The 23,726-nt window shown below is 49.1% G+C and carries 24 protein-coding genes and 1 riboswitch; of the genes, 17 read left to right on the plus strand and 7 right to left on the minus strand.

The features are described from left to right. Positions 1-12: 12 nt before the first annotated feature. From ACXADP_RS02650 to ACXADP_RS02660, 3 genes are read right to left on the minus strand one after another with little or no spacing between them, the layout of a single operon-like run. Positions 13-309 carry a rhodanese-like domain-containing protein gene (locus ACXADP_RS02650; protein WP_474969951.1) on the minus strand — a complete coding sequence of 99 codons (297 nt, stop codon included), beginning with the start codon at positions 307-309 and terminating at the stop codon, positions 13-15. A 17-nt stretch (positions 310-326) separates the two neighbouring features. Further along, positions 327-806 carry a DsrE/DsrF/DrsH-like family protein gene (locus ACXADP_RS02655; protein WP_474969950.1) on the minus strand — a complete coding sequence of 160 codons (480 nt, stop codon included), beginning with the start codon at positions 804-806 and terminating at the stop codon, positions 327-329. Positions 807-859: 53 nt separating this feature from the next. Beyond that, the gene (locus ACXADP_RS02660; protein WP_474969949.1) at positions 860-1,117 is read right to left on the minus strand and encodes a metal-sensitive transcriptional regulator; all 258 of its coding nucleotides are present in this window, start codon (positions 1,115-1,117) and stop codon (positions 860-862) included. A gap of 144 nt (positions 1,118-1,261) precedes the next feature. On the opposite strand from ACXADP_RS02660, the gene ACXADP_RS02665 reads away from it, so the two are divergent. After that, a complete protein-coding gene (locus ACXADP_RS02665; protein ID WP_474970759.1) occupies positions 1,262-1,975 on the plus strand; it encodes a DUF421 domain-containing protein in 714 nt (237 codons plus the stop codon). Positions 1,976-2,008: 33 nt separating this feature from the next. Here the strand turns inward: ACXADP_RS02665 and ACXADP_RS02670 are convergent, their stop codons facing one another. Beyond that, positions 2,009-2,392, minus strand: coding sequence for a DUF302 domain-containing protein (locus ACXADP_RS02670; RefSeq protein ID WP_474969947.1), 384 nt, complete (start codon positions 2,390-2,392; stop codon positions 2,009-2,011). Positions 2,393-2,531: 139 nt separating this feature from the next. Between ACXADP_RS02670 and ACXADP_RS02675 the strand changes: the two genes are divergently transcribed. From ACXADP_RS02675 to ACXADP_RS02705, 7 genes are all read left to right on the plus strand, one after another. Next, positions 2,532-3,272: a Cof-type HAD-IIB family hydrolase gene (locus tag ACXADP_RS02675; protein WP_474969946.1), complete on the plus strand. Its 741-nt coding sequence runs from the start codon at positions 2,532-2,534 to the stop codon at positions 3,270-3,272. A 142-nt stretch (positions 3,273-3,414) separates the two neighbouring features. Next, positions 3,415-4,578, plus strand: a complete 1,164-nt coding sequence (locus ACXADP_RS02680) for an acyl-CoA dehydrogenase family protein (RefSeq protein ID WP_474969945.1) — start codon at positions 3,415-3,417, stop codon at positions 4,576-4,578. After that, the gene (locus tag ACXADP_RS02685) at positions 4,571-5,716 is read left to right on the plus strand and encodes a thiolase family protein (RefSeq protein WP_474970760.1); all 1,146 of its coding nucleotides are present in this window, start codon (positions 4,571-4,573) and stop codon (positions 5,714-5,716) included. The genes ACXADP_RS02680 and ACXADP_RS02685 overlap by 8 nt, the downstream gene beginning before the upstream one ends. Continuing rightward, positions 5,713-6,480, plus strand: a complete 768-nt coding sequence (locus ACXADP_RS02690; RefSeq protein WP_474969943.1) for a 3-hydroxyacyl-CoA dehydrogenase — start codon at positions 5,713-5,715, stop codon at positions 6,478-6,480. Before ACXADP_RS02685 ends, ACXADP_RS02690 begins: the two co-directional genes overlap by 4 nt. Positions 6,481-6,553: 73 nt before the next feature. Beyond that, positions 6,554-8,107, plus strand: a complete 1,554-nt coding sequence (locus ACXADP_RS02695) for a fatty acid--CoA ligase (RefSeq protein ID WP_474969942.1) — start codon at positions 6,554-6,556, stop codon at positions 8,105-8,107. Positions 8,108-8,235: 128 nt separating this feature from the next. Beyond that, complete coding sequence (locus ACXADP_RS02700; RefSeq protein WP_474969941.1) at positions 8,236-9,075, plus strand: MerR family transcriptional regulator; 840 nt, start codon at positions 8,236-8,238, stop codon at positions 9,073-9,075. 60 nt (positions 9,076-9,135) lie between these two features. Beyond that, positions 9,136-10,464, plus strand: coding sequence for an MATE family efflux transporter (locus ACXADP_RS02705; RefSeq protein WP_474970761.1), 1,329 nt, complete (start codon positions 9,136-9,138; stop codon positions 10,462-10,464). Positions 10,465-10,633: 169 nt separating this feature from the next. Here ACXADP_RS02705 and ligD read toward each other — a convergent pair whose 3' ends face one another. Then, a complete protein-coding gene (gene ligD / locus ACXADP_RS02710) occupies positions 10,634-12,394 on the minus strand; it encodes a DNA ligase D (RefSeq protein WP_474970762.1) in 1,761 nt (586 codons plus the stop codon). A gap of 91 nt (positions 12,395-12,485) precedes the next feature. Here ligD and ku point away from each other — a divergent pair, with 91 nt between their 5' ends. The 7 genes from ku (at position 12,486) to thiE (ending at position 19,124) form a co-directional block, all read left to right on the plus strand. Continuing rightward, positions 12,486-13,331, plus strand: coding sequence for a non-homologous end joining protein Ku (gene ku / locus ACXADP_RS02715; protein ID WP_474970763.1), 846 nt, complete (start codon positions 12,486-12,488; stop codon positions 13,329-13,331). A 143-nt stretch (positions 13,332-13,474) separates the two neighbouring features. Further along, positions 13,475-14,434, plus strand: a complete 960-nt coding sequence (locus tag ACXADP_RS02720) for a pyridoxal-phosphate dependent enzyme (protein ID WP_474970764.1) — start codon at positions 13,475-13,477, stop codon at positions 14,432-14,434. A gap of 16 nt (positions 14,435-14,450) precedes the next feature. Next, complete coding sequence (locus tag ACXADP_RS02725; protein ID WP_474970765.1) at positions 14,451-16,133, plus strand: PucR family transcriptional regulator; 1,683 nt, start codon at positions 14,451-14,453, stop codon at positions 16,131-16,133. Positions 16,134-16,221: 88 nt separating this feature from the next. Beyond that, positions 16,222-16,331: riboswitch (TPP riboswitch) on the plus strand. A 79-nt stretch (positions 16,332-16,410) separates the two neighbouring features. Beyond that, a complete protein-coding gene (thiW, locus tag ACXADP_RS02730; protein WP_474969935.1) occupies positions 16,411-16,899 on the plus strand; it encodes an energy coupling factor transporter S component ThiW in 489 nt (162 codons plus the stop codon). 46 nt (positions 16,900-16,945) lie between these two features. Then, entirely contained in the window at positions 16,946-17,749 is an 804-nt protein-coding gene (gene thiD, locus ACXADP_RS02735; protein WP_474969934.1) for a bifunctional hydroxymethylpyrimidine kinase/phosphomethylpyrimidine kinase, read from the plus strand. Further along, positions 17,746-18,510 (plus strand): hydroxyethylthiazole kinase, encoded by a 765-nt coding sequence (gene thiM, locus ACXADP_RS02740; protein WP_474970766.1) that lies wholly within the window; start codon positions 17,746-17,748, stop codon positions 18,508-18,510. The genes thiD and thiM overlap by 4 nt, the downstream gene beginning before the upstream one ends. Then, positions 18,507-19,124, plus strand: a complete 618-nt coding sequence (gene thiE / locus ACXADP_RS02745) for a thiamine phosphate synthase (RefSeq protein ID WP_474970767.1) — start codon at positions 18,507-18,509, stop codon at positions 19,122-19,124. Before thiM ends, thiE begins: the two co-directional genes overlap by 4 nt. A 78-nt stretch (positions 19,125-19,202) precedes the next feature. Here the strand turns inward: thiE and ACXADP_RS02750 are convergent, their stop codons facing one another. Next, entirely contained in the window at positions 19,203-20,105 is a 903-nt protein-coding gene (locus ACXADP_RS02750; RefSeq protein ID WP_474970768.1) for an aldo/keto reductase, read from the minus strand. Positions 20,106-20,136: 31 nt separating this feature from the next. Beyond that, complete coding sequence (locus tag ACXADP_RS02755; protein WP_474970769.1) at positions 20,137-21,357, minus strand: threonine synthase; 1,221 nt, start codon at positions 21,355-21,357, stop codon at positions 20,137-20,139. Between the two features lie 181 nt (positions 21,358-21,538). Here ACXADP_RS02755 and ACXADP_RS02760 point away from each other — a divergent pair, with 181 nt between their 5' ends. Both ACXADP_RS02760 and ACXADP_RS02765 read left to right on the plus strand, forming a co-directional pair. Further along, positions 21,539-22,741 carry a M24 family metallopeptidase gene (locus ACXADP_RS02760; protein ID WP_474969929.1) on the plus strand — a complete coding sequence of 401 codons (1,203 nt, stop codon included), beginning with the start codon at positions 21,539-21,541 and terminating at the stop codon, positions 22,739-22,741. Between the two features lie 12 nt (positions 22,742-22,753). Further along, positions 22,754-23,725 carry a cyclodeaminase gene (locus ACXADP_RS02765; RefSeq protein ID WP_474970770.1) on the plus strand — a complete coding sequence of 324 codons (972 nt, stop codon included), beginning with the start codon at positions 22,754-22,756 and terminating at the stop codon, positions 23,723-23,725. Position 23,726: the final 1 nt, after the last annotated feature.

A 23,726-nucleotide genomic window follows, 5' to 3' on the forward strand; every position in this document is an offset into this window, starting at 1 on the left:
AGGGTCACTTGGTTATTTCGTCGGTCCTTCCCAGCTCATCATGCCGCCTTCCATGTTCGTGATATCAAATCCTTTATCTTCAAGGATCTCGCTGGCACGGCCGCTGCGTCCACCTGAACGGCAGACCATAAGATAAGGTTTTTCTTTATCAAGTTCATCTGCGCGGTCTGCAATGGATCCCAGCGGAATGTGTTTAGCACCTGGAATCATACCTTCAGCGACTTCTTCATCTTCGCGAACATCCACAATATTTAATGTTTTTCCTTCATTCAGCTTTTGTTCTACTTCTTTTGCCGTCAATGTCTTCATTCTTGATTCCTCCTCGATTATATAAACAGGTTTACAGCGCCGTCTTCAGCATCAGCGAGATAGGCGGCTACGCCGGCATATTGAATGTCATCCAACAGTTCTTCTTTCTGCAGACCTAAAAGGTCCATAGTCATCGTGCAGGCTACAAGGTTCACATCTTGTTCCTGGGCCATGTCGATCAAATCCGGCAGTGGCATAACGTTATGCTTTTTCATGACGTCTTTGATCATCTTCGGTCCAAATCCGGCAAAGTTCATTTTAGAAATGCCCATTTTATTTACACCTCTAGGCATCATCCGGCCGAACATTTTCTCCATAAACCCTTTTTTCAATTGGATGGGTTCATCTTTACGTAAAGCGTTCAATCCCCAGAACGTGTGGAAAATGGTGACTTCATGATCATAAGCTGCTGCTCCGTTGGCAATGATGTAGGCAGCCATTGCCTTATCATAATCCCCGCTGAATAAAATGATATTCGTCTTTTTTGTCTCAGACAATGTTATATCCTCCTTGAATTGATACACCCTAGGGTATATTAAAATCTAAAAATTTATCTGCTTTTGACGAGCAGTTGAACGGCCTCATTAATGGAGGCTTCTTTATCTTCCTGTTGATCTGCTTCCTGGATGCACTCCACAAGGTTGGAACTTACCACAAGTCCAATCGCTCGGTCAATGGCACTCCGCGAAGCAGAAAGCTGCGTAATGACATCTTTACAGTCTTTATTTTCTTCCATCATCTTCAATACACCACGCAGCTGGCCTTCGAGACGCTTGACTCTGTTCTTCATGGCGTCATTATATTCCATGTTTTCCCCTCCTTGTGAAGATGTTTGCTGTTGAACAGTACATGACATATCATATACCCCTATAGGTATAATGTCAACACCTTCGTTTGAATGAATGGATAGGACGAGAAGGAAGGGTGAAGCTAGGAAAGGAGGTGAGGGTCCATGGATTTATGGAAAGACCTGTTCATTGTCGTCCTTCGGATTGTTACGATTCTCCCGCTGATGCTCGGGGTTGGTATTTTCATGGGGAAACGGTCCATCGGGGAACTGCCGGTCTTTGATTTTCTCGTCGTGCTTGTGTTAGGTTCTGTCGTTGGCGCAGATATCGCAGATCCTGATATCGATCATATACATACGGTTGCTGCCATTATTGTTATAGCCCTGCTCCAGAAATTCATTGTTACGGTGAAGTTGAAAAACAGGAAGCTGGGCAGACTGCTGACATTTGAACCGACCATTGTCGTATATGAAGGAAAAATGGTGGAGAAAAACCTCCAGCAGATCCGCTATTCCATTGATAACATCACTCAAATGCTTCGCGAACAGCAGGTTTTCGATCTCACTCAGGTGGATCTCGGAATCGTGGAGGCCAACGGCCAGTTATCTGTGAAATTAGTGCCTGAAAAAGAACCGCCCACACGTGAGGAATTCCAGATGCCTTTAAGGGGAGGGGGGTATGATATCCCCGTCATTCTTGATGGAACCCTCCAGCTTGATATCCTCCAGAGGATGGGGCGTGACCGTGGGTGGCTGGAATCAGTGCTTGGAGATCATCAGGTAACAGATGTTTTCTTCGGAGCTATAACAAGTGAAGGGGAATTTCATTACTCGTTAAAAGGGAATCCTCCAGACAATCTGCCTCCGCTGAACCATTAAAAAAGAGCTGCCACGAGGCAGCTCTTTTCACCCTTATATCGATTTGTCCATACAGCGGATCAAACGTGATTCAATATCTTCAGCCATGGCAAGAATTTGGTCGTCATTCACCATTTGTGTAAGGGAGGATGGTTTGGGCATTCCGATCCTTGTTTGCTGCTGCTCTTTATAAACAACCATTTTACAAGGCAGGAAGTATCCAGCCATTTTGTTCTGTTCCAGGACACGCTGGGCTTCTTTTGGATTGCACACTTCAAGAACCCGGAAATCGTCCTCAAAATCCAATCCTTTCTCGTTCAATTTTCCCTTCAGGTCAAAATTCCATAGGACACCGAACTGTTCCTCTTTCAAATTCGCTTCCAGGCTTTCAACGGCCTGCTCTACGCTTTTTTCTGTTTCAACCGTATAATGAAACATGTTCTCCCTCCTTATGAATTCTTCTTTACCATACCCATTGTGGTATGTTGTTAATCATGGAGGATTGGAAAGGTGTGAATTGTAAGAGGGCCGTCCTTATATTAAAATGGAGTGTGGATAAAGAGAGGACGTGACTGGAATGACAGAAGATATCAAATTAATAGCTCTTGACCTTGATGGTACGTTAGTGAATCACGCAGGAGAGGTGTCAGAAGCCAACGCTGCTGCTGTGAAAGAGGCGAAGGAGAAGGGGATCCATGTGGTCCTGAGCACGGGACGCTCCCTTTCCCGGTGCCGGCATATTTCTGAAGCGCTTGGCCGTTCGTCGTACATCGTCACCATTAATGGTGGAGAGATTTATAATCATGATTACGAACTGGTGGATCAGACGAAACTCGATCACAGCCATGTGAACCGTTTGTGGGAAATGAAACAGGAACACGGCCTTTATTTCTGGTCATCAACAGTCCAGGGGCTGTATAATACGCAGAACCCTTTTGATAATGAAATTGAAGACTACGACTGGCTCAAATTCGGTTTCGATATCGAAGATGATGAGGTCCGTCAAGTGATCCTGGATGAGCTTCAGGCTAATGATGCGTTGGAAGTGACGAATTCAAGTCCTACCAATATTGAGGTGAATCCCGTAGGCGTGAACAAGGCAGCGGCCCTGTTGAAAGTGTGCCGGTGGCTGGATCTTGATATGAAGAATGTCATGGCTGTCGGCGACAGCATGAATGATATAGCCATGATCCGGGAAGCGGGTCTTGGTGTAGCGATGGGCAATGCACAGCAGATTGTCAAAGATGAAGCCTCTTTTGTAACGAAATCAAACAGCGAGGACGGCGTAGCCGCAGCGATTAAAAAAGTTATAGAATAACGAACAAAACCAGTCCGGTAAGGGCTGGTTTTTTTGTCATTCGATGCAGAAAAACAATTTTTTGTAAGCGTTTTCCGTTAAGGGCAGGAAAAACGAGGAAGAGAGGAGAAATAGGTGCTTAGTAAAGGCGGGGAGGGTGGTCATGAAAGCGGGATACATAACAGAAGAACATGAAATGCTCCGGGATTCCTTTGAAAAATTTTTAAAAAAGGAAGCTGTCCCCTATTACAAAGAATGGGAGGAAAAGGGGGAAGTGCCCCGGTCCTTTTGGAGAAAACTCGGGGAGCAGGGCTATTTGTGTCCATGGCTTAGTGAAACCTATGGTGGGATGGAGGCAGATTTTGGTTACTCTGTCATCATTAATGAGGAGCTTGAAAAAGTAGGAACCGGTTTGATTGGGATCGGTCTTCACAATGACATTGTCGTTCCTTATCTGGAAGCCTATGGTACCGAAGAGCAGAAGGCAAGGTGGCTTCCGAAATGTGTGACAGGAGAGGTGATCACGGCTGTTGCCATGACGGAACCGGGAGCGGGGTCGGACCTTGCTGCCATTCGTACAACAGCAGTAAAGAAAAATGATACGTATGTCATGAATGGAGAAAAGACATTTATTACGAATGGGATTCATGCGGATTTAATTGTCGTCGTCTGTAAGACAGATCCTCATGCTTCCCCGCCGCATAAAGGGATCAGCCTGTTCGTTGTCGAGCGGGGGACACACGGTTTTTCAAGGGGAAGGAAACTTGAAAAAGTCGGACTGCACAGCCAGGATACTGCGGAATTGATTTTTGAGGATGCCATCGTCCCTTCCTCCCAGCTGCTGGGAAAAGAGGGAGAGGGATTTTATTATTTGATGAATCAGCTGCAGCAGGAGCGGCTGATTGTAGGCATCGGAGCTGTTGCGGCCTGCGAACGGATGTTGGAAATAACCGTGGATTACGTCACCCAGCGTCAAGCTTTCGGAAGGTCCATCGCTTCGTTTCAAAATACTCAGTTCAAACTGGCTGAGCTTCATACAGAAATTGAAATCGGCCGCACTTTCCTGAACCGGACGATTGAAGCTCATATGCAGGGAGAAGACGTTGTAAAGGAAGTATCGATGTCCAAATGGTGGACGACAGAACTCGTGAAAAAGACAGCCCTGGAGTGCATGCAGCTCCACGGCGGCTATGGATATATGGAAGAGTATGAGATTGCCAGGAGGTTTCGTGATGCCCCTGTAACGGCTGTCTATGCAGGTTCCAATGAAATCATGAAAACCATTATTGCGAAGAAGATGGGATTGGGAGGATCAAAGCATGAATGAAGTCGTAATTGTTGAAGCGGTTCGAACGCCTGTAGGGAAAAGGAATGGCGTGCTAAGTTCTATCCGCCCGGATCTGCTTCTGGCCGGCGTTTTGAATGAGGTCGTAGAAAGAGCCGGTATTCCAAAGGGAACCGTGGAGGATGTGATTGCAGGTTGTGTGTCACAGGTGGGGGAGCAGGCCGGTGACATTGCCAGAATTGCAGCCTTAACGGCCGGATTTCCTGTTGAAGTTCCAGGGGTAACCCTTGACCGTCAGTGCGGCTCCAGCCAGCAGGCCGTTCATTTCGGTGCACAGGCGATTGCATCCGGTGACATGGATGTCGTCATTGCCTGTGGTGTTGAAAGCATGTCCCGCGTCCCGATGTTTTCAAACATGAAAGGCGTTTCCTTCAACGAGATGCTGACGGAGCGCTTTGACATGATCAATCAAGGGGTATCAGCGGAAAGAATCGCCGAACAATGGAAGCTTACGAGGGAAGAGCTGGATGCTTATGCAGCAGAAAGCCATCACCGGGCTTTGGCAGCTATCCAGGCAAGGCATTTTCATAAGGAGATCATGGCTGTGGAAACAGAGGCTGGACGGGTTGAAGTGGATGAGGGACCCAGACCAGGTACATCTGTGGAAACTTTATCCACCCTGACGCCGGCTTTTCAGGAAGGCGGCTGCATTACAGCAGGGAATGCCAGCCAAATTAGTGACGGCGCGGCAGCTATCCTGCTGATGTCGAAAGATAAAGCGGAACAGTTCGGACTGACTCCAAAAGCAAAAGTCCTTGCCCGTGCAGTGGTGGGATCAGATCCAACGCTCATGTTGACGGGGCCGGTTCCAGCAACCTGGCAGGTGTTGAAAAAAGCCGGTTTGAGAATAGAGGATGTGGATGTGTTTGAGGTGAATGAAGCCTTTGCGCCCGTCCCTATGTTCTGGATGAAAGAGACCGGAGTATCTCATCAGAAATTGAATAGGAACGGTGGAGCGATCGCTTTAGGCCACCCGCTCGGGGCTACCGGAGCCAAATTGATGACCAGCTTGGTTCACGAATTAGAACGGACGGAGAAGCGTTACGGACTGCTCGCTGTGTGTGAAGGACACGGCATGGCTAATGCCACAGTGGTGGAAAGAGTGGGAGGACACTCATGAATGTCTCAGGTGTGACAGCGTTCATCACAGGCGGAGCTTCTGGCCTTGGAGAGGCCGCTGCCCGGAAGATCATCCGGCAGGGCGGCTGTGTCGTAATGGTCGATCAGAATGAAGAGAACGGAAAGGCTCTTGCCCGCGAACTTGGGAGCCGGTCGCTTTTTATCCAGACGGATGTAACATCTGAGACAGAAGTCCAACAGGCTTTAGAGAAGGGTGTGGATGTGTTTGGGGGCATTCAGGCGGTTATCAACTGTGCCGGTATTGTCACGGCTGAAAAAGTAACAGGCAGAGAGGGACCCCACTCGCTGGATTCGTTCCAAAGGGTGATCCAGGTCAATTTGACAGGCACCTTTAATGTTATCCGCCTGTCTGCTGAAGTTATGCAGAATAATGAAGCTGTTGAGGACGGGGAACGAGGCGTCATCATCAATACTTCTTCTGTCGCTGCTTTTGAAGGCCAGATTGGTCAGGCGGCCTACAGTGCCTCAAAAGCAGGCGTAGCCGGGCTGACGCTTCCAGTTTCCAGAGAGCTGGCCCGCTGGGGTATCCGTGTGATGGCCATTGCACCCGGACTTTTTGAAACGCCGATGTTTGACCGTCTTCCGGAACAAGCAAGAGAAGCTCTTGGTCAAATGACACCATTTCCGAAGCGGCTGGGAAAACCTTATGAATTTGCCAATCTGGTTGTAAGCATCATAGAAAATTCTATGTTGAATGGGGAGGTGATCCGCCTGGACGGAGCCATACGGATGCAGCCGAAATAATCCTTCCGTGTCCTGGATTTCCTGTTGAACCGGCAGAAAAGCCACTGGTAAAAACGAAAAGGAGTCGATGAAAATGGGACCAACATTAAAGAGCATGTTTGAGCAGACTGCTGCGAAGTATCCGGATAAAGAAGGCCTTGTAGATGTTCGGCTTGGAGTGCGGTGGACGTTCAAGGAGTGGGAGGATGAAGTGGACAGGACAGCCGCAGCGCTTTCTGCTTCCGGTGTGGAGAAGGGGGATAAAGTATCAACCGTCCTGTACAACACAGCAGAATTCGCCACGGTTTTGTTTGCCTGCATGAAAATCGGTGCTGTATTCAACCCGATCAACTTCCGACTTACAGAAAAAGAGATCCGCTTTATTTTGCAGGATGCCGGTCCGAAAGTTGTCCTGTTTGAAAAAGCGACGGCCCCTCAAGTGGAAAAAGTGGCTGGTGGGATGCCGGGAGTGGAGTTCTGGTCGATTGATGAAGCCTTTTCTTTTGCCTCTCATTATTACGATCGTATGGAACAAGTCCTGGAGCGCCCCCCTGTCTGTGAGGTCCAGGAGGATGACCCTTACGCAATCATGTATACATCAGGGACGACCGGTCTGCCGAAAGGAGTCATTCATACCCACAGGGATATGGTGGACCAGGCGCTCATTATAGCGGCTTCCATGCGTCTGCAGGAAGAAGACAGAGGGCTGACCGCGGCACCTATCTTCCACTGCGCGGAACTGCACTGTGCCTTTTTCCCACGAGTTATGATTGGTGCATCCAATGTTCTTCTCCATCATTTTGATGCCCCGGCAGTGATCAAGACCGTAAGAGAGGAACAGATTACAACGTTCTTCGCTGCACCGACAATGTGGAATATGCTGCTGCAGGAAGACTTCTCCCATGAGGACTTTTCAACACTGCGTCAAGGGCTGTATGGCGGCGCACCAATGGCTCCAGCGCTTACTTTAAGACTGCATGAAGTGCTCGGGGTGGAACTGGTCCAGGCGTACGGGATGACTGAAATGGGACCGGCGATTACGGCGTTGTTCGACCACGAGCAGATCGAGAAAGCCGGATCGGCGGGAAGGCCGATTTTCCATCATGACATACGGGTCGTACGGACGAATGAACACGGGCCTGCGGAGCCCAATGAAATTTGTAAGCCTCAGGAACTCGGGGAAATTATCGTGAGGGGGCCGAGTATGATGAAGGAATACTACAACAACCCGGAAGCGACGAAGGAAGCGTTGTATAAAGGCTGGTACCACACCGGGGATATCGGCTCCTTTGATGAAGACGGCTATTTGTGGGTGAGTGACCGGGTGAAGGATATGATTCTATCCGGCGGGGAGAACATCTACTCGCGGGAAGTGGAGGACTGCTTATTCGCACATCCGGGTGTCCTGGATGCCGCTGTTATCGGTGAGCCGGATCAGCTTTGGGGAGAGCGGGTCGCCGCTTATATCGTCAGAAAAGACCCCGGACTATCGGAGAAGGAGCTCGATGAATTCTGTATTTCAAGTGGGCAGCTGGCCCGCTATAAAAGGCCGAGACGCTATGAATTTGTGGACGAACTGCCGCGGAATGCCAGTGGGAAGCTTCAAAAATTCAAACTGAGGGAAACCGTGGAAAAGGTAACAGAATAGCAGAAAGAAAAGGGTGCCCCTGATCAAGGCACCCTTTTCTAATGGAAAAATCCAGCCCAGAGATCCGTGCGATCGGTTTAGGATATGATATAGGATAGGGGGATAGATGAAAGGGAGGAGAGATACTTATGAAGCGGCGCTTTCGTATCGGGGAAATGGCCCGGTTATTTCAGATTTCTGCTTCTACGTTAAGGTATTACGATCAAATCGGGCTGTTTCGTCCGGGGTATGTGGATCCGGAAACACAATACCGCTATTATAACTTTGAACAGTTTGTCGTATTGGATACGATCATATTTCTAAAGAAGAACGGCTTTTCCATCGATGATATCCACCACCAGCTGGCAAACCGGACAGCTGAAAATACAAAAGAGCTGCTGGAGAGCAAACAAAGGGAAATCGATAATGAAATGGTAAGGCTGAAGAAGGTTTCCGCAATGATTCAAAGCAAAATTGAGACCATTGATGAGGGGCTTGCGCTCCGCCGGTCGCCTTCTTTCGTCTATCGTTATTTTCCTGAGCGCCCGATTACGTATTTGTATAATGATCAACCGGTGGATCTTTTTGTAGCATCAGACGCCATTTTTCTTCAGGATCTGGAAGAACTCGCATCTGCTGGAGGCGGTTATGATGGATTTTTCACAGGGGATATGGGGACGATGGTCGACATGGACAGTCTTCATGGAGAAGGACCTGCGAAATATTTCGCTGTGTTCATATTTTTAGCAAAAGACAAGGAAACACCGGCGAGTCCCAGCCTTCCTGAAGGGACATATGCCTGCTACCCCCACCGGGGGCCTTATGAGACGATTAAAGACAGTTATGCCGTGATGCTGGATCACTTGAAGGAGGATGGAAGGCAGATATCAGGGACACCTCTGGAAGTGGCGGTTCTTGATGAATCGGTAACCAACGATTCATCTGCCTATGTTACTTGGATTCAAATTCCTGTAACAGAAAAGGATTGACCTTAAAGTCACTTTAAGGTTTATACTTTCTCTTGCAAACAGATGCAGGAGGTCATAAAGATGAGTGGAACACATGAGACGTTGAGAACCAAACCAGTAAGACAGGTATTCTTTCAATATTTCTTCCCGGCGTTGTTCGGGATGATGCTGATGTCGATCAACATCCTGATCGATGGCATATTCGTAGGACGCGGTGTAGGCGAAGAAGGACTGGCTGGTGTCAATCTTGCTATGCCGGTTTTCTCATTAATCTTCTCCATTTCCCTCTGGATCGGAATCGGAGGAGGGACGATTTATTCCATGCATATCGGCCGTGGAGAGCCTGACAAAGCGCGGAGTGTCTTTTCGCTTTCCACTGCGGCTTCTCTCGTTATACTGGCTGTAATCGGAACAGCCGGATACTTTTTCATTGAGCCAATCGCTTATTGGCTCGGGGCCAATGCGGATACGTTCGCTCCTACCGTGGACTATTTAACGGTTTTATTTCTGCTGGGGTGGTTGATTGCCCTTCAGCAGCTCCTCAGTATCTTCGTCCGGAACGATGGAAGTCCTACCCTCTCTATGGTGGCGCTTGGGGTAACTGCCATCGTGAACATTGGTTTGAACTATTATATGATTTTCATTTTGGAAAAAGGGGTGTTTGGAGCGGCACTGGCGACCGTGCTTGCCAGTGTGGCAGGTCTGGTTGTGCTGCTGCTTCACTTTTTCAAGGAAAATACTTATCTGCGAAAACCGGTTTTTCTATGGTCATGGAAGCTTCTTGGAGAAGTTATGACCATCGGTTTTCCGAGCTTTCTTGCAGAGGCGGGGACGCTTGTATTTGTCGCTGGATATAATATAGCGATCGGGGAGTTACTTGGAACGGAAGGCGTCGCCGCTTTTTCAGTAGTGAATTACCTGCACGGCTTTATGTTCTTATCCTTTTTCGGTATTGAATCGGCCCTCCAGCCGATGATCAGTTATTACCATGGAGCTGGGAGCAAGGCTGCCATCAAGGATTCAGTGAGGATAGGTGAACGGACAGCTGCAGGTCTCGGCATCGTGCTGCTAATCATAGGAGTTTTAGCTGCCCGTCCTCTTGTTTCCTTGTTTGGAGTGGAGTCCGAAGATGTCACGGATCTTGCGGTGAACGGCATCCGGCTGTTCTTTACCGGTTACTTGTTTTTAGGCTTCAACTTCGTTTATATGACCTATTTCCAGTCCGTAGGTCAGATACGCCCTTCGACAACGATTATTGTTCTGCGGAGCTTTGTATTCATCCTTCCGCTTTTATGGCTGCTTCCAAATTGGTTTGGAGCTGCAGGGGTATGGCTGTCTCTGCCTCTTGCGGAAATGTTCGTCGCTGTTCTGCTTGCTGTCATAACCCGGAAACAGGTGTTAAAAGCTTGAATTATAAGTCATGAAGGCACCTGAGGCTTGCGGGAAGGTTGGGAAAAAGGAGAATCGACCGCTGGATTTCTCCTTTTCCCAACACCTCTACATAAAAAATGGAACCTCGACATCCGCCTGTATGAAAGAAGAATGGCGTATTTTCCTATTTCCCGGGCAATATCCGACATCAATAGTCGAGCAGGGCTTGAACCTGATCCATCGGTTGGAGGGCTCTGGCTTTTTCATAGTCCTGAAAAGGATCCCCTCTTTTTTGGAGCCTTTCAAGCATGTTCTCCACCGTGAATGACCGGGGGTCCAGTCCATCCTGTACGTCCTCCCAGTGCAAAGGGGCGGCAATCGGAGCGCCGTCCTTCGCCCGTACAGAATAGGGAGCGATGATCGTCTTCCCTTCCCCATGCTGGACATAATCGATGTACAGTCTGTCTTTACGCTTTCTTTTCAATCGTTCCACAGTGAAAAGATCCGGTTTTGTCTCAACGAGGAGCCGGGCTAATGTCTTTGTGATGGCCCGCGTTTCTTCATAAGTAAGATCTCCCTCTTGGAACGGGATGTGAAGCTGCATCCCTTTGCTTCCTGATAGTTTAATGAAGCTGATCATGCCCAGCTCATCCAGCCATTTCCGGCAGAGAAGAGCGGCTGTGAGGCAGAGAGGGAAAGCCTCTTTTTCTGGAGGATCCAGATCAAGAATGATTTCATCCGGATGAACACCGCCTGCTTTTTCAAAAGGAAGATGGAATTCTACGGCTCCCTGATTCGCCAGCCAGAGAAGACCATGAAGTTCTTCGCAGATCATATAGGGCTCTCCTTTTTCCATCCACAGTTTCAGTGTATCCGGGGCATAATCCGGACGGTGTTTCTGGAAGAAGGATTCGTTATGAATGCCGTCAGGAAATCGGATCACGGTCAACTTCTTTTCTTTCATGAAAGGCAGCATATAAGGAGCGATATGCCGGGTGTACAGAAGATAGTCCCGCTTGGTCACACCTGGGAACAGCTCTTTTTCAAGGCTGGTCGGCTCAAAACGGCCGGGGAACAAACTTAAATCCCACGTCATCTTCCTTGATGTACATTCTCCTGGTGTGTGATCGAAACGGAAACGGTGAAACATCGGTTCCCGGAACTCTCCATTTTCTGCTCCTAAGCAGTGGATGTCAGCACAGACGCTTGGCGGGAGTGTCCACTTGTTCTTTTCTTTTTTTCCTTTCTCCTTAAAAAATTGACGAAGAGTGGCAGCTTCTTCATGTGGAAGACCATGTTTGAAGCGTCCAGCTTTTCGGATCTGCCCCTCGTTATACACACCTGTATCCACATATCCATTGCCTGGGTCGAAGCGGGTGAGGAATACGGATGCTGTTTTCCACTGCTTCCACTTCAGCCAGTGCCGGGTTCTTTCTCCGAATCGATAGGTGCTGGTGCTCCGTTTTGCGATGATTCCTTCACCAAAGTGCAGGTGGATGATGTCTTTCAGCTTATCCACATGTTGATAAACGGCCACCATTTCAATTCGTGGGTGTTCCCACTTGGCAAGGAGTTCCGTCAGCCGTTGTTTTCTTTCTTTTAACGGAATTTTTTCCTGAACGAAATCAAAAGCTGCAAATAAGGCAGGCCGCTCCGCCGCTGCTTTTCGAATGTTCGCTGTCTTTCTTAAACGTCCCCGCTTTTGGAGAAGGTCGAAATTGGCTTGAAAAGCTGTATTCAGAATGACAATTTCCCCGTCCAGAATAAAGGGACTTGTATGCGGAGGAGGGACGGCTTCACTGATTTCAGGGAATTTATTTGTTAAATCCTTCCCGTTCCGGCTGATCAGGCGGATGCCTTCAGATGTACATTCGAGGAATGCACGGAAGCCATCATATTTTGGTTCATACATCCACTCCCCGCCTTCAGGGAGATCGTCGGACGGGGTGAGCACCATCGGACGTTTCATACGTTTCCTCCTTTTTCCCTTAGGTTGTCCTTTCAGGATGGAACATATTTTCACTTTGAACGCAAAAGCTAAGAAAAAAGGAGCCATCACTATGCACACCATGTGGAAAGGAACCATCAGTTTCGGTCTGGTCAACATTCCTGTGAAACTGCATGCTGCTACAGAAAATAAGGATATTAAGCTGAGGCAGCTGCATGAAGAGTGTCATTCGCCGGTGGAATATGAAAAGCGCTGTCCTGTCTGTGACAGAGAAATCGAAAGTGAAGAAATCGTTAAGGCCTACGAGTATGCGAAAAATAAGTTTGTTGTCCTGGACAACGAGGATTTAGAGCAGCTGAAAAAGGAACAAGGCGATAAAGCGGTGGAAATCCTCGATTTTGTAAAACTGGAGGAGATCGATCCGATATACTTTGAACGGAGCTATTTCATCTCTCCTAACGAAGGCGGGGCCAAGGCCTACAGCCTTCTGCGTCAGGCACTCGGGGATACCGGTAAAATCGGGATTGCCAAAATCATCATCCGCTCGAAGGAGCAGCTGGCTGTTTTAAGGGTGTATGAGAACACCTTAGTCATGGAGACGATCCATTATCCTGATGAAGTGCGGAGTGTCCAGGATGTCCCGAATGTCCCTGAAGAATCTGATTTAAGTAAAAAAGAACTGAGTACAGCTGTTACATTGATCGACCAGCTGACCACCGAATTTGATGCTGGGAAATATAAAGATGACTACCGGACAGCGTTGATGGAACTGATTGAAGCGAAGAAAAATAATGAAGAAATTACAACAGCGAAGGATAAACCGGCTCCGGATAACGTTACAAGTCTGATGGACGCCTTGGAAAAATCCCTTGAAAAGACAAAAGGACCCACGAAAAAGCGCAAGACCAAAGCAGCACGAACGAAAACAACGACGTCTGGAAAGAAGAAATCATCCTGAATACATCAGGCCCTCCCCGTCATGGGAGGGCTTTTTTTAGAGGGTTTTACAAAGATTCCCCTCTCTGCCCCTTTTCCGACTATCAATCCATCCCCTATAATAAGTAATAATCAGAATTTTTTATCTATTTCAGGGGGGATTCTTTGGAACAGCTGTTGTTGAGAGATGTGTGGAAAGCGAGGAAACGTATCGGGAGCATCGTGAAACCGACGCCGCTTGTGTATTCGGAGTATTTCTCCGACCGCTCAGGGCAGCCGGTTTACTTGAAAATGGAACAATCCCATCCTACAGGATCTTTTAAAATAAGGGGGGCGGCAAACAAGCTGCTATCTTTAACAGAAGATGAAAAAAAGCGTGGTGTGACAACATTTTCTACAGGAAATCATGGAATCGCCACCGCCTACGCAGCACGGCAGATGGGTATTCCTTGTACGGTTTGCCTATCCCGTCGTGTTCCAGAAGCGAAGCTTAGACGTCTGAAGCGTCTGGGGGCGGATATCGAACGGACGGGGGTCAGTCAGGATGAAGCTGCTGTTCGCTGCAGGGAGCTGGCATCTAAGTATGGAATGACGATCGTCCAGCCCTTTGATGACCCCGAGGTGATTGCTGGACAGGGAACCATCGGTCTTGAATTGATGGAACAGCTTCCTGAACTGAGAGAAGTGGTGATCCCGCTGTCCGGAGGCGGCCTTTTATCCGGGATCGGATTCGTTTTGAAAAAGATGGATCCTGCTGTTTCAGTCACCGGGGTGACGATGGAACGAAGTGCCGTCATGCAGGCCAGTCTGAAAAAAGGGGCGGTCGTTAGGCTGGAAGAAGAGGATACCCTGGCCGATAGTCTGCTGGGTGGCATTGGTGAGGATAACCGTTATACATTTTCTATGACCCGGTCGTTGATGGATAAAGGTGTGCTTTTACAGGAAGACCGTATTAAAGAAGGATTATACAGTCTCCTTGATCATCATAAAATTATCGTAGAGGGTGCAGCCGCTGTTGGAGCCGGCTATCTCCTTGATCAGCCGATTTTGGAAGGGCCTGTGGTCTTGATCATTACGGGAAACAATGTAGATACAGATACGGTTCGAACGTGGATGGACAACTGAAAAAGGGGGAGTGGGGATGGGTGTACCTGTGGAAGAGGTATTGAAGCTGCCGATGTTAGAGAAAGCGAACGTGCAGACGCCTGTTTATGAGCGTGATGTGGAGTGGATCTCTGTCATAGAGACGCCTGTCGAAAATTTTGTGAGAAACAATGAATTTGTTCTCAGCACGGGAGTGGGATGCGGGGAGGATATCCCGGCCCTGGAGGCCTACGTGAAGGATGTCATCCGGTCAGATGCTTCCATTCTGGCTTTTGCCACCGGCCGTCATTTGTTTAAAATCCCTGATCGTATCATTGCTCTAGCTGAACAACATGAGCTCGTGCTTGTGGAAATCCCCTGGGAAGTACGGTTTGCGGATATTATTCAAGGCGTGCTGCAGTTAATCAATGATGAGAAACAGAAGATTCACAGGCATGTCGAAGGGATCCGTCAGGAATTGATCAATTGCGTGCTGAATGGGAAGGGACTTCAGGAAATCACGACCATCCTCTATCAATACACAGGGCTGCCCAATGCCATCAGTGACCATTTGAAGCACATCCGGGCCAATCAGCATTTTGATTCTTCCCTGATTGAAGCGTTGAACGGGCGTAAAGAAGCGGTTGTTTCTTTAATTGAGCATCCTTTCCGTGTGGAGCACCCGCTTACACATTTTATAGAAGCTTATCAAATCGGTGAAGAATGCTGTTATCAGCTTACGATTCTATCCAACTATAAGAAACAGGGATATTTGTTGTTTCAGCCGGAAAAGGACCAAGAGGTAACAACAGAGATGATGACGATTCTTGAGCACACGCTGACCGCCTGTGCCCTTTATTTCGTGAAGGAAAATGCCATCGAAATGACAGAAATCCGTCTCAAGGATAACTTTCTTTTGGAACTGGCGAAGCAGGAGCAGCGCATGGACAAGCAGCTGTTGTCGAAAGCCAGGCTTCTCGGCTATGATCTTGAGAAACCTTACGTCTGCTTTGTCGGAGAGGTTCTGTTCCATCAGCCGGCAAGCCGTTCAGTAGGAAACGATGGACAGCTTCCCTCTTCTTCTTCTCTACAGAGCCGCAACTATTACATACAGAAGGAGGCCGCTTATGCCGGGCACATGGTGGGACGGCAGGTGATGACGACCTTTGATGAAGAGAAAGTCATCATCTTTCTGGAGGCGGATAAAGCAGGCAGTGAGGAAGCAGCGAATCAATTTCTGGACCTTGTCGAAAGGCGTTTGTTCGAGCTGCTGGCTGGTGTCACGATCCAATGGGGGATTTCGTGTCATAAAGACGGGTATCAAGTATTCCATCACAGCTATGAGGAAGCGCGGACAGCCCTGCAGATGGGAGAGCAGCAGAACGAGGCCGGGGGCCGGACATTCTTTAAGGAGACAAGGATGAACAGGCTTTTGATGGCCTTATCCCATAAAAAGGAAATCGAGGATATTGTTCAGGATACTCTCCAGCCCCTGATTGATTATGATCAGAAAAGGCAGGCGGAGCTTCTTCATACATTTATGGTTTATAACAAGTACAACAGCAATGTCAGCCAGACATCGAGAGCACTGAATCTGCACCGGCAGTCCCTTCTGCACCGGCTGAGGAATATTGAACAGCTGACGGGGTTGTCCTTATTGAACGCGGATGATTTATTTTTACTGGAGCTGAGTGTGCGGCTGTGGCTCCTGAAAAAAGTAGAGAAGCCCGGGCCGCAGTGAACGGAAGTCTTTTTGCCTGGCTGCATGAGGCAGGAGATGATGACAGATTCAACCAGTTTTGTTATGATGGATGCAAGTGAATAGATTTCAAAACTACTAGGGGAGCCTGAAGAGGCTGAGAGGAAAGCATGGACGCTTTCTGACTCTTACGTACCTGATCTGGTTAATACCAGCGGAGGGAAGTAGTCACATGATCGTCATTGATCGACTTCTTCTATCAAAACCAGGTCCCCGGTGGACCTGGTTTTTTATTTTATTCCCAGGAAGGAGCTGACTGATGAATAAAACCAGAATTCTTACATTCATGGCCGTCCTTGTGGCCGTAGGTACACTAGGCTCGCAGTTTTTATGGTTTCCCGCTGGAGCAGCCAAAGCCTACCCTGTCCAGCACGCCGTCAATGTCATGGCAGCCGTAATGCTCGGTCCGATTCCAGCGGTGGCGGTCGCTTTTGTCATCGGCCTGCTGCGTTTTCTGCTGGGACTCGGGACGATTCTGGCTTTTCCCGGAGGTATGTTCGGGGCGTTTTTTGCCGGTGTATTTTATAAGGTTTATGCACGGAAGCTTTCTGCAGCAGCAGGAGAAGTGCTGGGCACAGGTGTGATTGGTGCTCTGGCCGCCGTTCCCTTCGCCAGCTGGTTCATGGGAAGCTCAGCAGCGGTCTTTGCATTTCTTCCGTCGTTTCTAGTGAGTAGTCTGTCAGGAGCGGTCATTGCTGTGTTCCTTTTATCAAGAGTGAAGGTGGAAAGCCCGCTCCCGCAGTCCTGATGAAATCCAATTGAAAAGAATGATTGATAGGAAAGGAAGTGGTTCAATGAAACCCGCATGTGTATTAACAATTGCCGGTACGGATCCAAGTGGAGGAGCCGGCATCCAGGCCGATTTGAAAACATTCCAGGAATTGAAAAGCTATGGTATGAGTGTGGTGACTTCGGTTGTCGCCCAAAATACGACAGGAGTCAAAGATGTGCATCATCTCCCTGACTCCTTCATCCGTGAGCAGCTGTTTGCGGTAAGTGATGATATGCCGGTGCACGCTGTGAAGACAGGGATGATTGCCAATAAGGAAATGATGCAGGTCATTAAAGACTGGATGCAGACCATTGATGCTCCGTATATTATGGACCCTGTCATGATTGCTCAAAGTGGAGATCCGCTTGTAGAGCAGGAAGAACAGATCTATTTAAAAAGGCATCTTGTACCAGAATCGACGCTTGTCACCCCCAATATTCCGGAAACAGAAACCCTTCTCAATCGAAGGATCCATCATGAAGAGGATATGAAGGAAGCAGCTGTGGAAATTGTAGAACAGCTGGGAGCCGGTGCTGCGCTTGTAAAAGGCGGCCATTTAAAAGGGAAAGCGGTCGACTTTCTATATGACGGATATGAGCTGCACACCTTCGAAGAAGAACGGATTGATTCAGCGAATACCCATGGCACAGGCTGCACGTACTCGGCTGCTATAGCCGCTTATATGAGCCAGGGATATCCGCTCGCGCAGGCGGTAGAGAAGGGCAAGCATTTTGTGACAGAGGCTATTCGCCATTCTTTCGATCTTGGTAAAGGGGACGGCCCGACCAATCATTTCGCTGTACGCAGGGAGGTTTTTCATCCATGACACAAACATTGATCCAGAAGCTGCGGAGTGAACGTCCTTTGATTCATAACATTACCAATGCAGTCGTCATGAATTATACAGCCAACGGCCTGCTTGCTCTCGGCGCTTCGCCGATTATGTCGAATGCCGTTCAGGAAGCCGGGGATGTCGCTCGTTTGGCAGACGGCCTTCTGTTGAATATCGGCACATTGAACGAGCAGCAGGTGGAAGCGATGCTGGAGGCGGGAAAAGCGGCGAATGAAGCCGGCGTCCCTGTCGTTCTGGATCCTGTAGGAGTCGCTGCCACCTCCTACAGGGAAGAGGCCTGTAGGAAAATATTGTCGACGGTTCATGTCGATGTGATCAAAGGCAATGCGGGAGAACTGGCTTTCCTTGCTGGAGAGAAAGTCGAAACAAAAGGGGTGGACTCTGGAGAAGCCTCCAATACCGATGAGATTGCTCTCAAAGTTTCTGAACTTTATCAGACGATGGCTGTCTGCACAGGCAAAACCGATGTGATCGGGTATGAAGGAGAAGTCTTCAAAAACGATACAGGACACCAATGGCTTTCAAAAGTCACAGGATCCGGATGCCTGCTTGGTGCCGTTCTCACTGCGTTTCTTGCCATTGAAGGAGACCGCGCAGGAAACGTCCGGGCCGGTCTCTATCATTTTGGTAAAGCAGCAGAACAGGCCGCTTCTCACCCTCATGTGTCAGGACCCGGGACATTTGTTCCTGCGTTTATCGATGCTCTGGGAGCAGAAGAGGAGGCGGACCGGTGAATTTGGAACAGCAGCTCAGAAAATATTTGATCATGGGCAGTCAGGACTGTGACAGGGACCCTTTATCCATCCTGGACGAAGCGATTGAAGGGGGCATTACGGCTTTCCAATTCCGGGAAAAAGGGGAAGGGGCGCTGCAGGGGGATGAAAAATATCAGCTGGCGGCTGCATTGCAGCAGCGCTGTAAATCCGCCGGTATTTTATTCATCGTAAATGATGATGTGGACCTTTTCCGCCGATTGAACGCGGAAGGCATCCATGTCGGTCAGTCGGATGAACACGTCAAGGGGATCCGGGAGGCACATCCTGATGCGGTGATCGGTCTGTCCGTCTCCGACCTGGATGAATGGGAAAACAGCCCCGTTGATCTCGTTGATTACCTTGGAGCAGGACCGGTCTATCCTACAACGAGTAAAAAGGATGCCAACCCGGTTTCCGGTACGGAATGGATCAAAGAATTAAAAGATAGACAGCCGGACATGCCTGTGGTCGGCATCGGCGGCATCACCACGGAAAATGCACACAGAGTGATGGAAGCCGGCGCATCCGGCACAGCTGTCATATCCGCCATTACGAAAGCGGAGGATATCCGGAAGGCTGTTGGAGAGTTATAAACGCTGAAAAGGACCGGAACGACGCAATGACGAGCGTCGTTCCGGTCCTTTTTATAGAATCAAACGTTTGTAAATGAATTACGGTACATCATGGCCCATGGAGCTCTGTAGAATTTCAAACCACTGATCATGAGTAAGGGTGTAATCCAGGCTTCTAACGGCACCGGCGATCCGGTTCTTTTTACCGGATCCGACGATCGGCATAATCCGGGACGGATGGTTCAAAAGCCAGGCATACATGACTTCATCTATGCCCTCGGCACCGATTTCCTCCTGGATCTTCGCCAGTGTGTCTCGCAGCCGCACGGCTTTATCATCGTTGGATGTAAAGACTTCTCCGCCGGCCAGAGGGGACCAGGCCATGGGCGCGACGCGTTTCTGCTGACAAAGGTTTAACGTACCGTCTTCAAAGTTTTCCAGTTGGTAGGCGGAAAGTTCCATCTGGTTGGTTACAAGAGAAAACGGCAGATAGGATTCAAGCATCTGCCATTGATGATCCTTGAAATTGGACACACCAAAGGTACGTACTTTTCCTTCTTTCTGCAGCTGAATAAAGGCCTCAGCTGTGGATGCAGGGTCCATGAACGGGTCGGGACGATGGATCAGCAAAGTGTCTACATACTCTGTCTGAAGATCGGTAAGCGACTGTTCCACCGACTTGATGATATGTTCTTTCGTCGTATTGTAGTGATGAGACGTATGCTCCGGGCGGTTTTCTGAAGGAAGCACGATGCCGCACTTCGTAACAATCTCCATCTGATCCCTGAGAGATGGCTTCAGACTGAGTGCCTCTCCGAAAAGCTTCTCACATGTATAGCTTCCGTAAATATCGGCATGGTCAAATGTCGTTATGCCTTGATCGATATTGTGTTCAATCAAGTCAAGTGTCTCTTCCTTCGATTGGTTCCAGTCGGCTAAACGCCATAATCCGTGTACAATGCGTGAATAAGAGAGGTCTTCTGCTATTTGTATGCGTTCCATTCTATCCCAACTTTCTTTAAGAATACTTTCATCATACCTTTCTATTCAGAGCGTCACCAGGTTGAAGGATTGGAATATCAAGGTTTACGGTGTCCGGATATTTGATGCCGGCTCCGGTATTCAATACGACGACGTGCTCTTCTTCCTTGATCCAGTTCTTCTGACGCAGCTGCCGGGCAGCAGCAAAAGCAGCCGCACCTTCCGGGCAGACAAATGTTCCTTCCATTTCCGCCGCCCGCTGCTGTTCTTCCAGAATCGATGATTCAGAAACAGCAGCCGCACAACCATTGGACTCATAGATCGCCTCCAACACAAGGAAATCACCGATGGCTTTCGGAACGTTGATTCCAAACGCCATCGTTTCTGCATCCTCCCAGAAATCGGACTCTGTCCGTCCCTCTTCCCAGGCCTTCACAATGGGGGCACAGCCCTCTGACTGGACAGCAGCAAGTCGCGGCATCCGCCCGTCTTCTACCCATCCCAGTCGCTGGAGCTCCCGAATCGCTTTATAAATACCGATTAAACCGACGCCGCCTCCGGTCGGATACAAAATGACATCCGGCAGCTTCCATTCGGTCTGTTCTGCGATTTCAAGCCCCATTGTTTTCTTTCCTTCGATTCTATAAGGCTCTTTCAATGTGGAAACATCATAGATGTCCGGGTCCTGAGCGGCCCGTGAAATGATTTGGCCGGCATCGCTGATCAAGCCATTGACAAGGAAAAGGCGTGCTCCCGAAACCGCGCACTCATTCCGTGTGATTTTCGGGGCATCGACCGGCATAACAATGGTGGGGGTGATGGACGCTCTGGCGGCATAGAGGGACCAAGCCGCTCCTGCATTGCCATTTGTCGGCATAGCCAGTGCCTTCACGCCAAGTTCGCGGGCTTTGGATACCCCGACAGCTGCTCCGCGGGCTTTGAAAGAGCCCGTCGGAATGACGCCTTCATCCTTCATATCCAGATGGGGGATGTTCATGTCTTTTCCAAGAGCGGGCAGAGAAAGGAGCGGTGTCATCCCCTCTCCCAGGGAGACCCGGTAAAAAGGGTTCTGTAGTGGAAGAAGTTCATGATAGCGCCAGAGATCGGGATTGCGGTCCCTGAGGCTTTCTTTTGACCAAGATGTAGACAGCGCTTCCAAATCATAGTTTACAAGCAGTGGTGAGCCGCAAGTACATAAGTGGTGAGGTTCTGAGGTGTTGTAGGTTTTCGAGCATTTCGGGCAGTAAAGGTGAGAGATGTAACTGTACGTCATGGATCATCCTCCTACAAGCATTTATAAAGAGCATAACACCAAAGGGGACATCTGTGTCCATTATGTAGCAAGGACAGCCTTGAAAATTCATACAATTTTTACATTACATAAAAAATTTCTGTTGAATACAATGGACGTAATGAAGATTTAAAATTCTGACTACTTGGATGGAGGGGATGGAATGGTTCTTCCGTTTGACATTTTGGAGTACCAGAAGCGTCTGCAGGCCGTCAAAGGAAATATGGCGGACAGAGGGATCGATGTGCTGCTGATAACGGATCCTGCCAATATGAATTATCTCTCCGGTTATGATGCGTGGTCCTTTTATGTCCATCAAATGCTCGTAATTTTGATTGATGAACCTCAGCCACTCTGGATTGGCCGATACCAGGATGCCGGCGGTGCCAAAGTGACGACATGGATCTACGATGAAAATGTCATCGCCTATCCGGATTACTATGTCCATTCAGCCGTGTACCATCCGATGGATTTTGCAGCGGAAATCATCCGGCAGATCGGTCAGGGGAAACGACGCATCGGTGTGGAAATGGATCACTACTACTTCACGGGTATGGCTCTGGAACGGCTGAAGCAGGGACTTCCGGACGCTTCTTTTGCGGATGGTTCGCTTTTGGTCAACCAAGTGAGGATGGTCAAGTCAGACCAGGAAATTGAATACATGAGGCGGGCAGCCCGGATTGCGGATCTTGCCATGACTCAAGGGGTGGAAAGCGTCCGGCCCGGTGTCAGAGAATGTGATACGGCAGCGGAGATTTACTACCATCTCGTAAAAGGGACGCCGGAATACGGCGGGGATTATCCATCCATCGTGCCGCTTCTGCCGACCGGAGACCATACATCGATTCCTCATTTAACGTGGACGGACCGGCCGTTTGTAGAAGGAAGCGCCGTTATTATAGAACTGGCAGGGTGTTATAAGCGGTACCATGTTCCACTTGCAAGAACCGTAGCCATCGGACAGCCGAATGAGAAGATGAAGCAGGTCGCTCCCGTAGTTCTCGAAGGTATTCAGACGGTGCTTGATTTTGCGAAGCCTGGAGTCACCTGTGGAGAGCTTGAAGAAGTATGGCGGCACACGATCAAAAAATACGGATATGAAAAAGAAGCCCGTCTCGGGTATTCTGTCGGCATGAATTACCCTCCGGACTGGGGCGAGCATACAGCCAGTATTAGAAAAGGGGACCCGACTGTCCTTCAGCCTAATATGACCTTCCACCTCATCCCGGCACTCTGGTTTGATACAGATGGGATAGAAATATCGGAAACGTTCCGGGTGACGGACTCAGGCAGTGAACGCTTCACCACATATCCTCAGGAATTAGTCATTCGTGACCATTTGGATTTGAGCGGACAAATCAGCTGAAAGGAAGTGGCCGTGATTCAATTGTATACCAGGGAGGAGATCGAGCGCCTCATACGTCTCGATCCCCCATTACTCAAAGTCATCGAACAAGCCTTTACGGCATTGGTCACGAAAAAGGTGACGATGCCGCCGATTATGCGTATAGACGTGCCGGAGCATAACGGGGAAGTGGACATCAAGTCCGCCTATATTGAGGGCGAAGACAGTTTTGCTGTTAAATTATCCACCGGCTTCTTTAACAATCCTTCCGCAGGCCTTCCGACATCCGGAGGCATGATGATTCTGCTTGACAGCCGTACCGGACAGCCGCTTGCCGTGCTGGCAGATGAGGGTCTATTGACAGATCTGCGTACCGCCGCCGCGGGGGCCGTGGCAGCGGCGTTCTGCAGCAGAAAAGACGCACACCGGGCCGGTATCATCGGGACAGGTGCCCAGGCAAGACTCCAATTGAAAGCTTTGACGCTCGTCCGTCCTATCGATCACGTATATGTGTATGGACGAAGAGTGGAACAGGCGGGAGCGTATAAAAAAGAGGTGGAAAACGAACTGGGCCTGCCGGTAACGATCTGCTCAAGCGTGAAGCAGGTCGTCGATGAAAGCGACATCGTTGTAACGACCACCCCGTCCCGTGAGCCGCTGATTTATGCAGCATGGTTAAAACCCGGCCTTCACATCACAGCAATGGGATCGGATGCGGAACATAAGCAGGAGCTTGACCACGGGGTGTTGGAACAAGCGGACAGCATCACCTGTGATGTCATCCATCAGTCCAGACGTCTCGGGGAACTGAGAGGGGTACCGGATCTGGAAAAACAGGCTCTGGAACTCGGGGAGCTCACCAGCGGCCGTAAACAGGCCCGAACTTCCGATGAGGATATTACGGTCTGTGATTTAACAGGAACAGGGGTGCAGGACACAGCCATCGCAAGGTTTGCGTGGAAAGCTTTGAAAAATAAAGGAGATGATCTTCGTGAAAGAAGCTAAA

The sequence above is a fragment of the Halobacillus sp. AWH4_228 genome, from assembly GCF_056158365.1.

Excerpts from the sequence above, each read along its gene's own strand:
- ACXADP_RS02705 (WP_474970761.1), top strand. The coding sequence starts at position 9,136 with ATGAGTGGAACACATGAGACGTTGAGAACCAAACCAGTAAGACAGGTA.
- ACXADP_RS02750 (WP_474970768.1), bottom strand. The coding sequence starts at position 20,105 with ATGGAACGCATACAAATAGCAGAAGACCTCTCTTATTCACGCATTGTA.
- ACXADP_RS02725 (WP_474970765.1), top strand. The coding sequence starts at position 14,451 with ATGGGTGTACCTGTGGAAGAGGTATTGAAGCTGCCGATGTTAGAGAAA.
- ku (WP_474970763.1), top strand. The coding sequence starts at position 12,486 with ATGCACACCATGTGGAAAGGAACCATCAGTTTCGGTCTGGTCAACATT.
- ACXADP_RS02650 (WP_474969951.1), bottom strand. The coding sequence starts at position 309 with ATGAAGACATTGACGGCAAAAGAAGTAGAACAAAAGCTGAATGAAGGA.
- ACXADP_RS02660 (WP_474969949.1), bottom strand. The coding sequence starts at position 1,117 with ATGGAATATAATGACGCCATGAAGAACAGAGTCAAGCGTCTCGAAGGC.
- ACXADP_RS02690 (WP_474969943.1), top strand. The coding sequence starts at position 5,713 with ATGAATGTCTCAGGTGTGACAGCGTTCATCACAGGCGGAGCTTCTGGC.
- ACXADP_RS02755 (WP_474970769.1), bottom strand. The coding sequence starts at position 21,357 with ATGACGTACAGTTACATCTCTCACCTTTACTGCCCGAAATGCTCGAAA.
- ACXADP_RS02670 (WP_474969947.1), bottom strand. The coding sequence starts at position 2,392 with ATGTTTCATTATACGGTTGAAACAGAAAAAAGCGTAGAGCAGGCCGTT.
- ligD (WP_474970762.1), bottom strand. The coding sequence starts at position 12,394 with ATGAAACGTCCGATGGTGCTCACCCCGTCCGACGATCTCCCTGAAGGC.
- ACXADP_RS02680 (WP_474969945.1), top strand. The coding sequence starts at position 3,415 with ATGAAAGCGGGATACATAACAGAAGAACATGAAATGCTCCGGGATTCC.
- thiD (WP_474969934.1), top strand. The coding sequence starts at position 16,946 with ATGAAACCCGCATGTGTATTAACAATTGCCGGTACGGATCCAAGTGGA.
- ACXADP_RS02675 (WP_474969946.1), top strand. The coding sequence starts at position 2,532 with ATGACAGAAGATATCAAATTAATAGCTCTTGACCTTGATGGTACGTTA.
- ACXADP_RS02760 (WP_474969929.1), top strand. The coding sequence starts at position 21,539 with ATGGTTCTTCCGTTTGACATTTTGGAGTACCAGAAGCGTCTGCAGGCC.
- ACXADP_RS02665 (WP_474970759.1), top strand. The coding sequence starts at position 1,262 with ATGGATTTATGGAAAGACCTGTTCATTGTCGTCCTTCGGATTGTTACG.
- ACXADP_RS02685 (WP_474970760.1), top strand. The coding sequence starts at position 4,571 with ATGAATGAAGTCGTAATTGTTGAAGCGGTTCGAACGCCTGTAGGGAAA.
- ACXADP_RS02700 (WP_474969941.1), top strand. The coding sequence starts at position 8,236 with ATGAAGCGGCGCTTTCGTATCGGGGAAATGGCCCGGTTATTTCAGATT.
- thiW (WP_474969935.1), top strand. The coding sequence starts at position 16,411 with ATGAATAAAACCAGAATTCTTACATTCATGGCCGTCCTTGTGGCCGTA.
- ACXADP_RS02695 (WP_474969942.1), top strand. The coding sequence starts at position 6,554 with ATGGGACCAACATTAAAGAGCATGTTTGAGCAGACTGCTGCGAAGTAT.
- thiM (WP_474970766.1), top strand. The coding sequence starts at position 17,746 with ATGACACAAACATTGATCCAGAAGCTGCGGAGTGAACGTCCTTTGATT.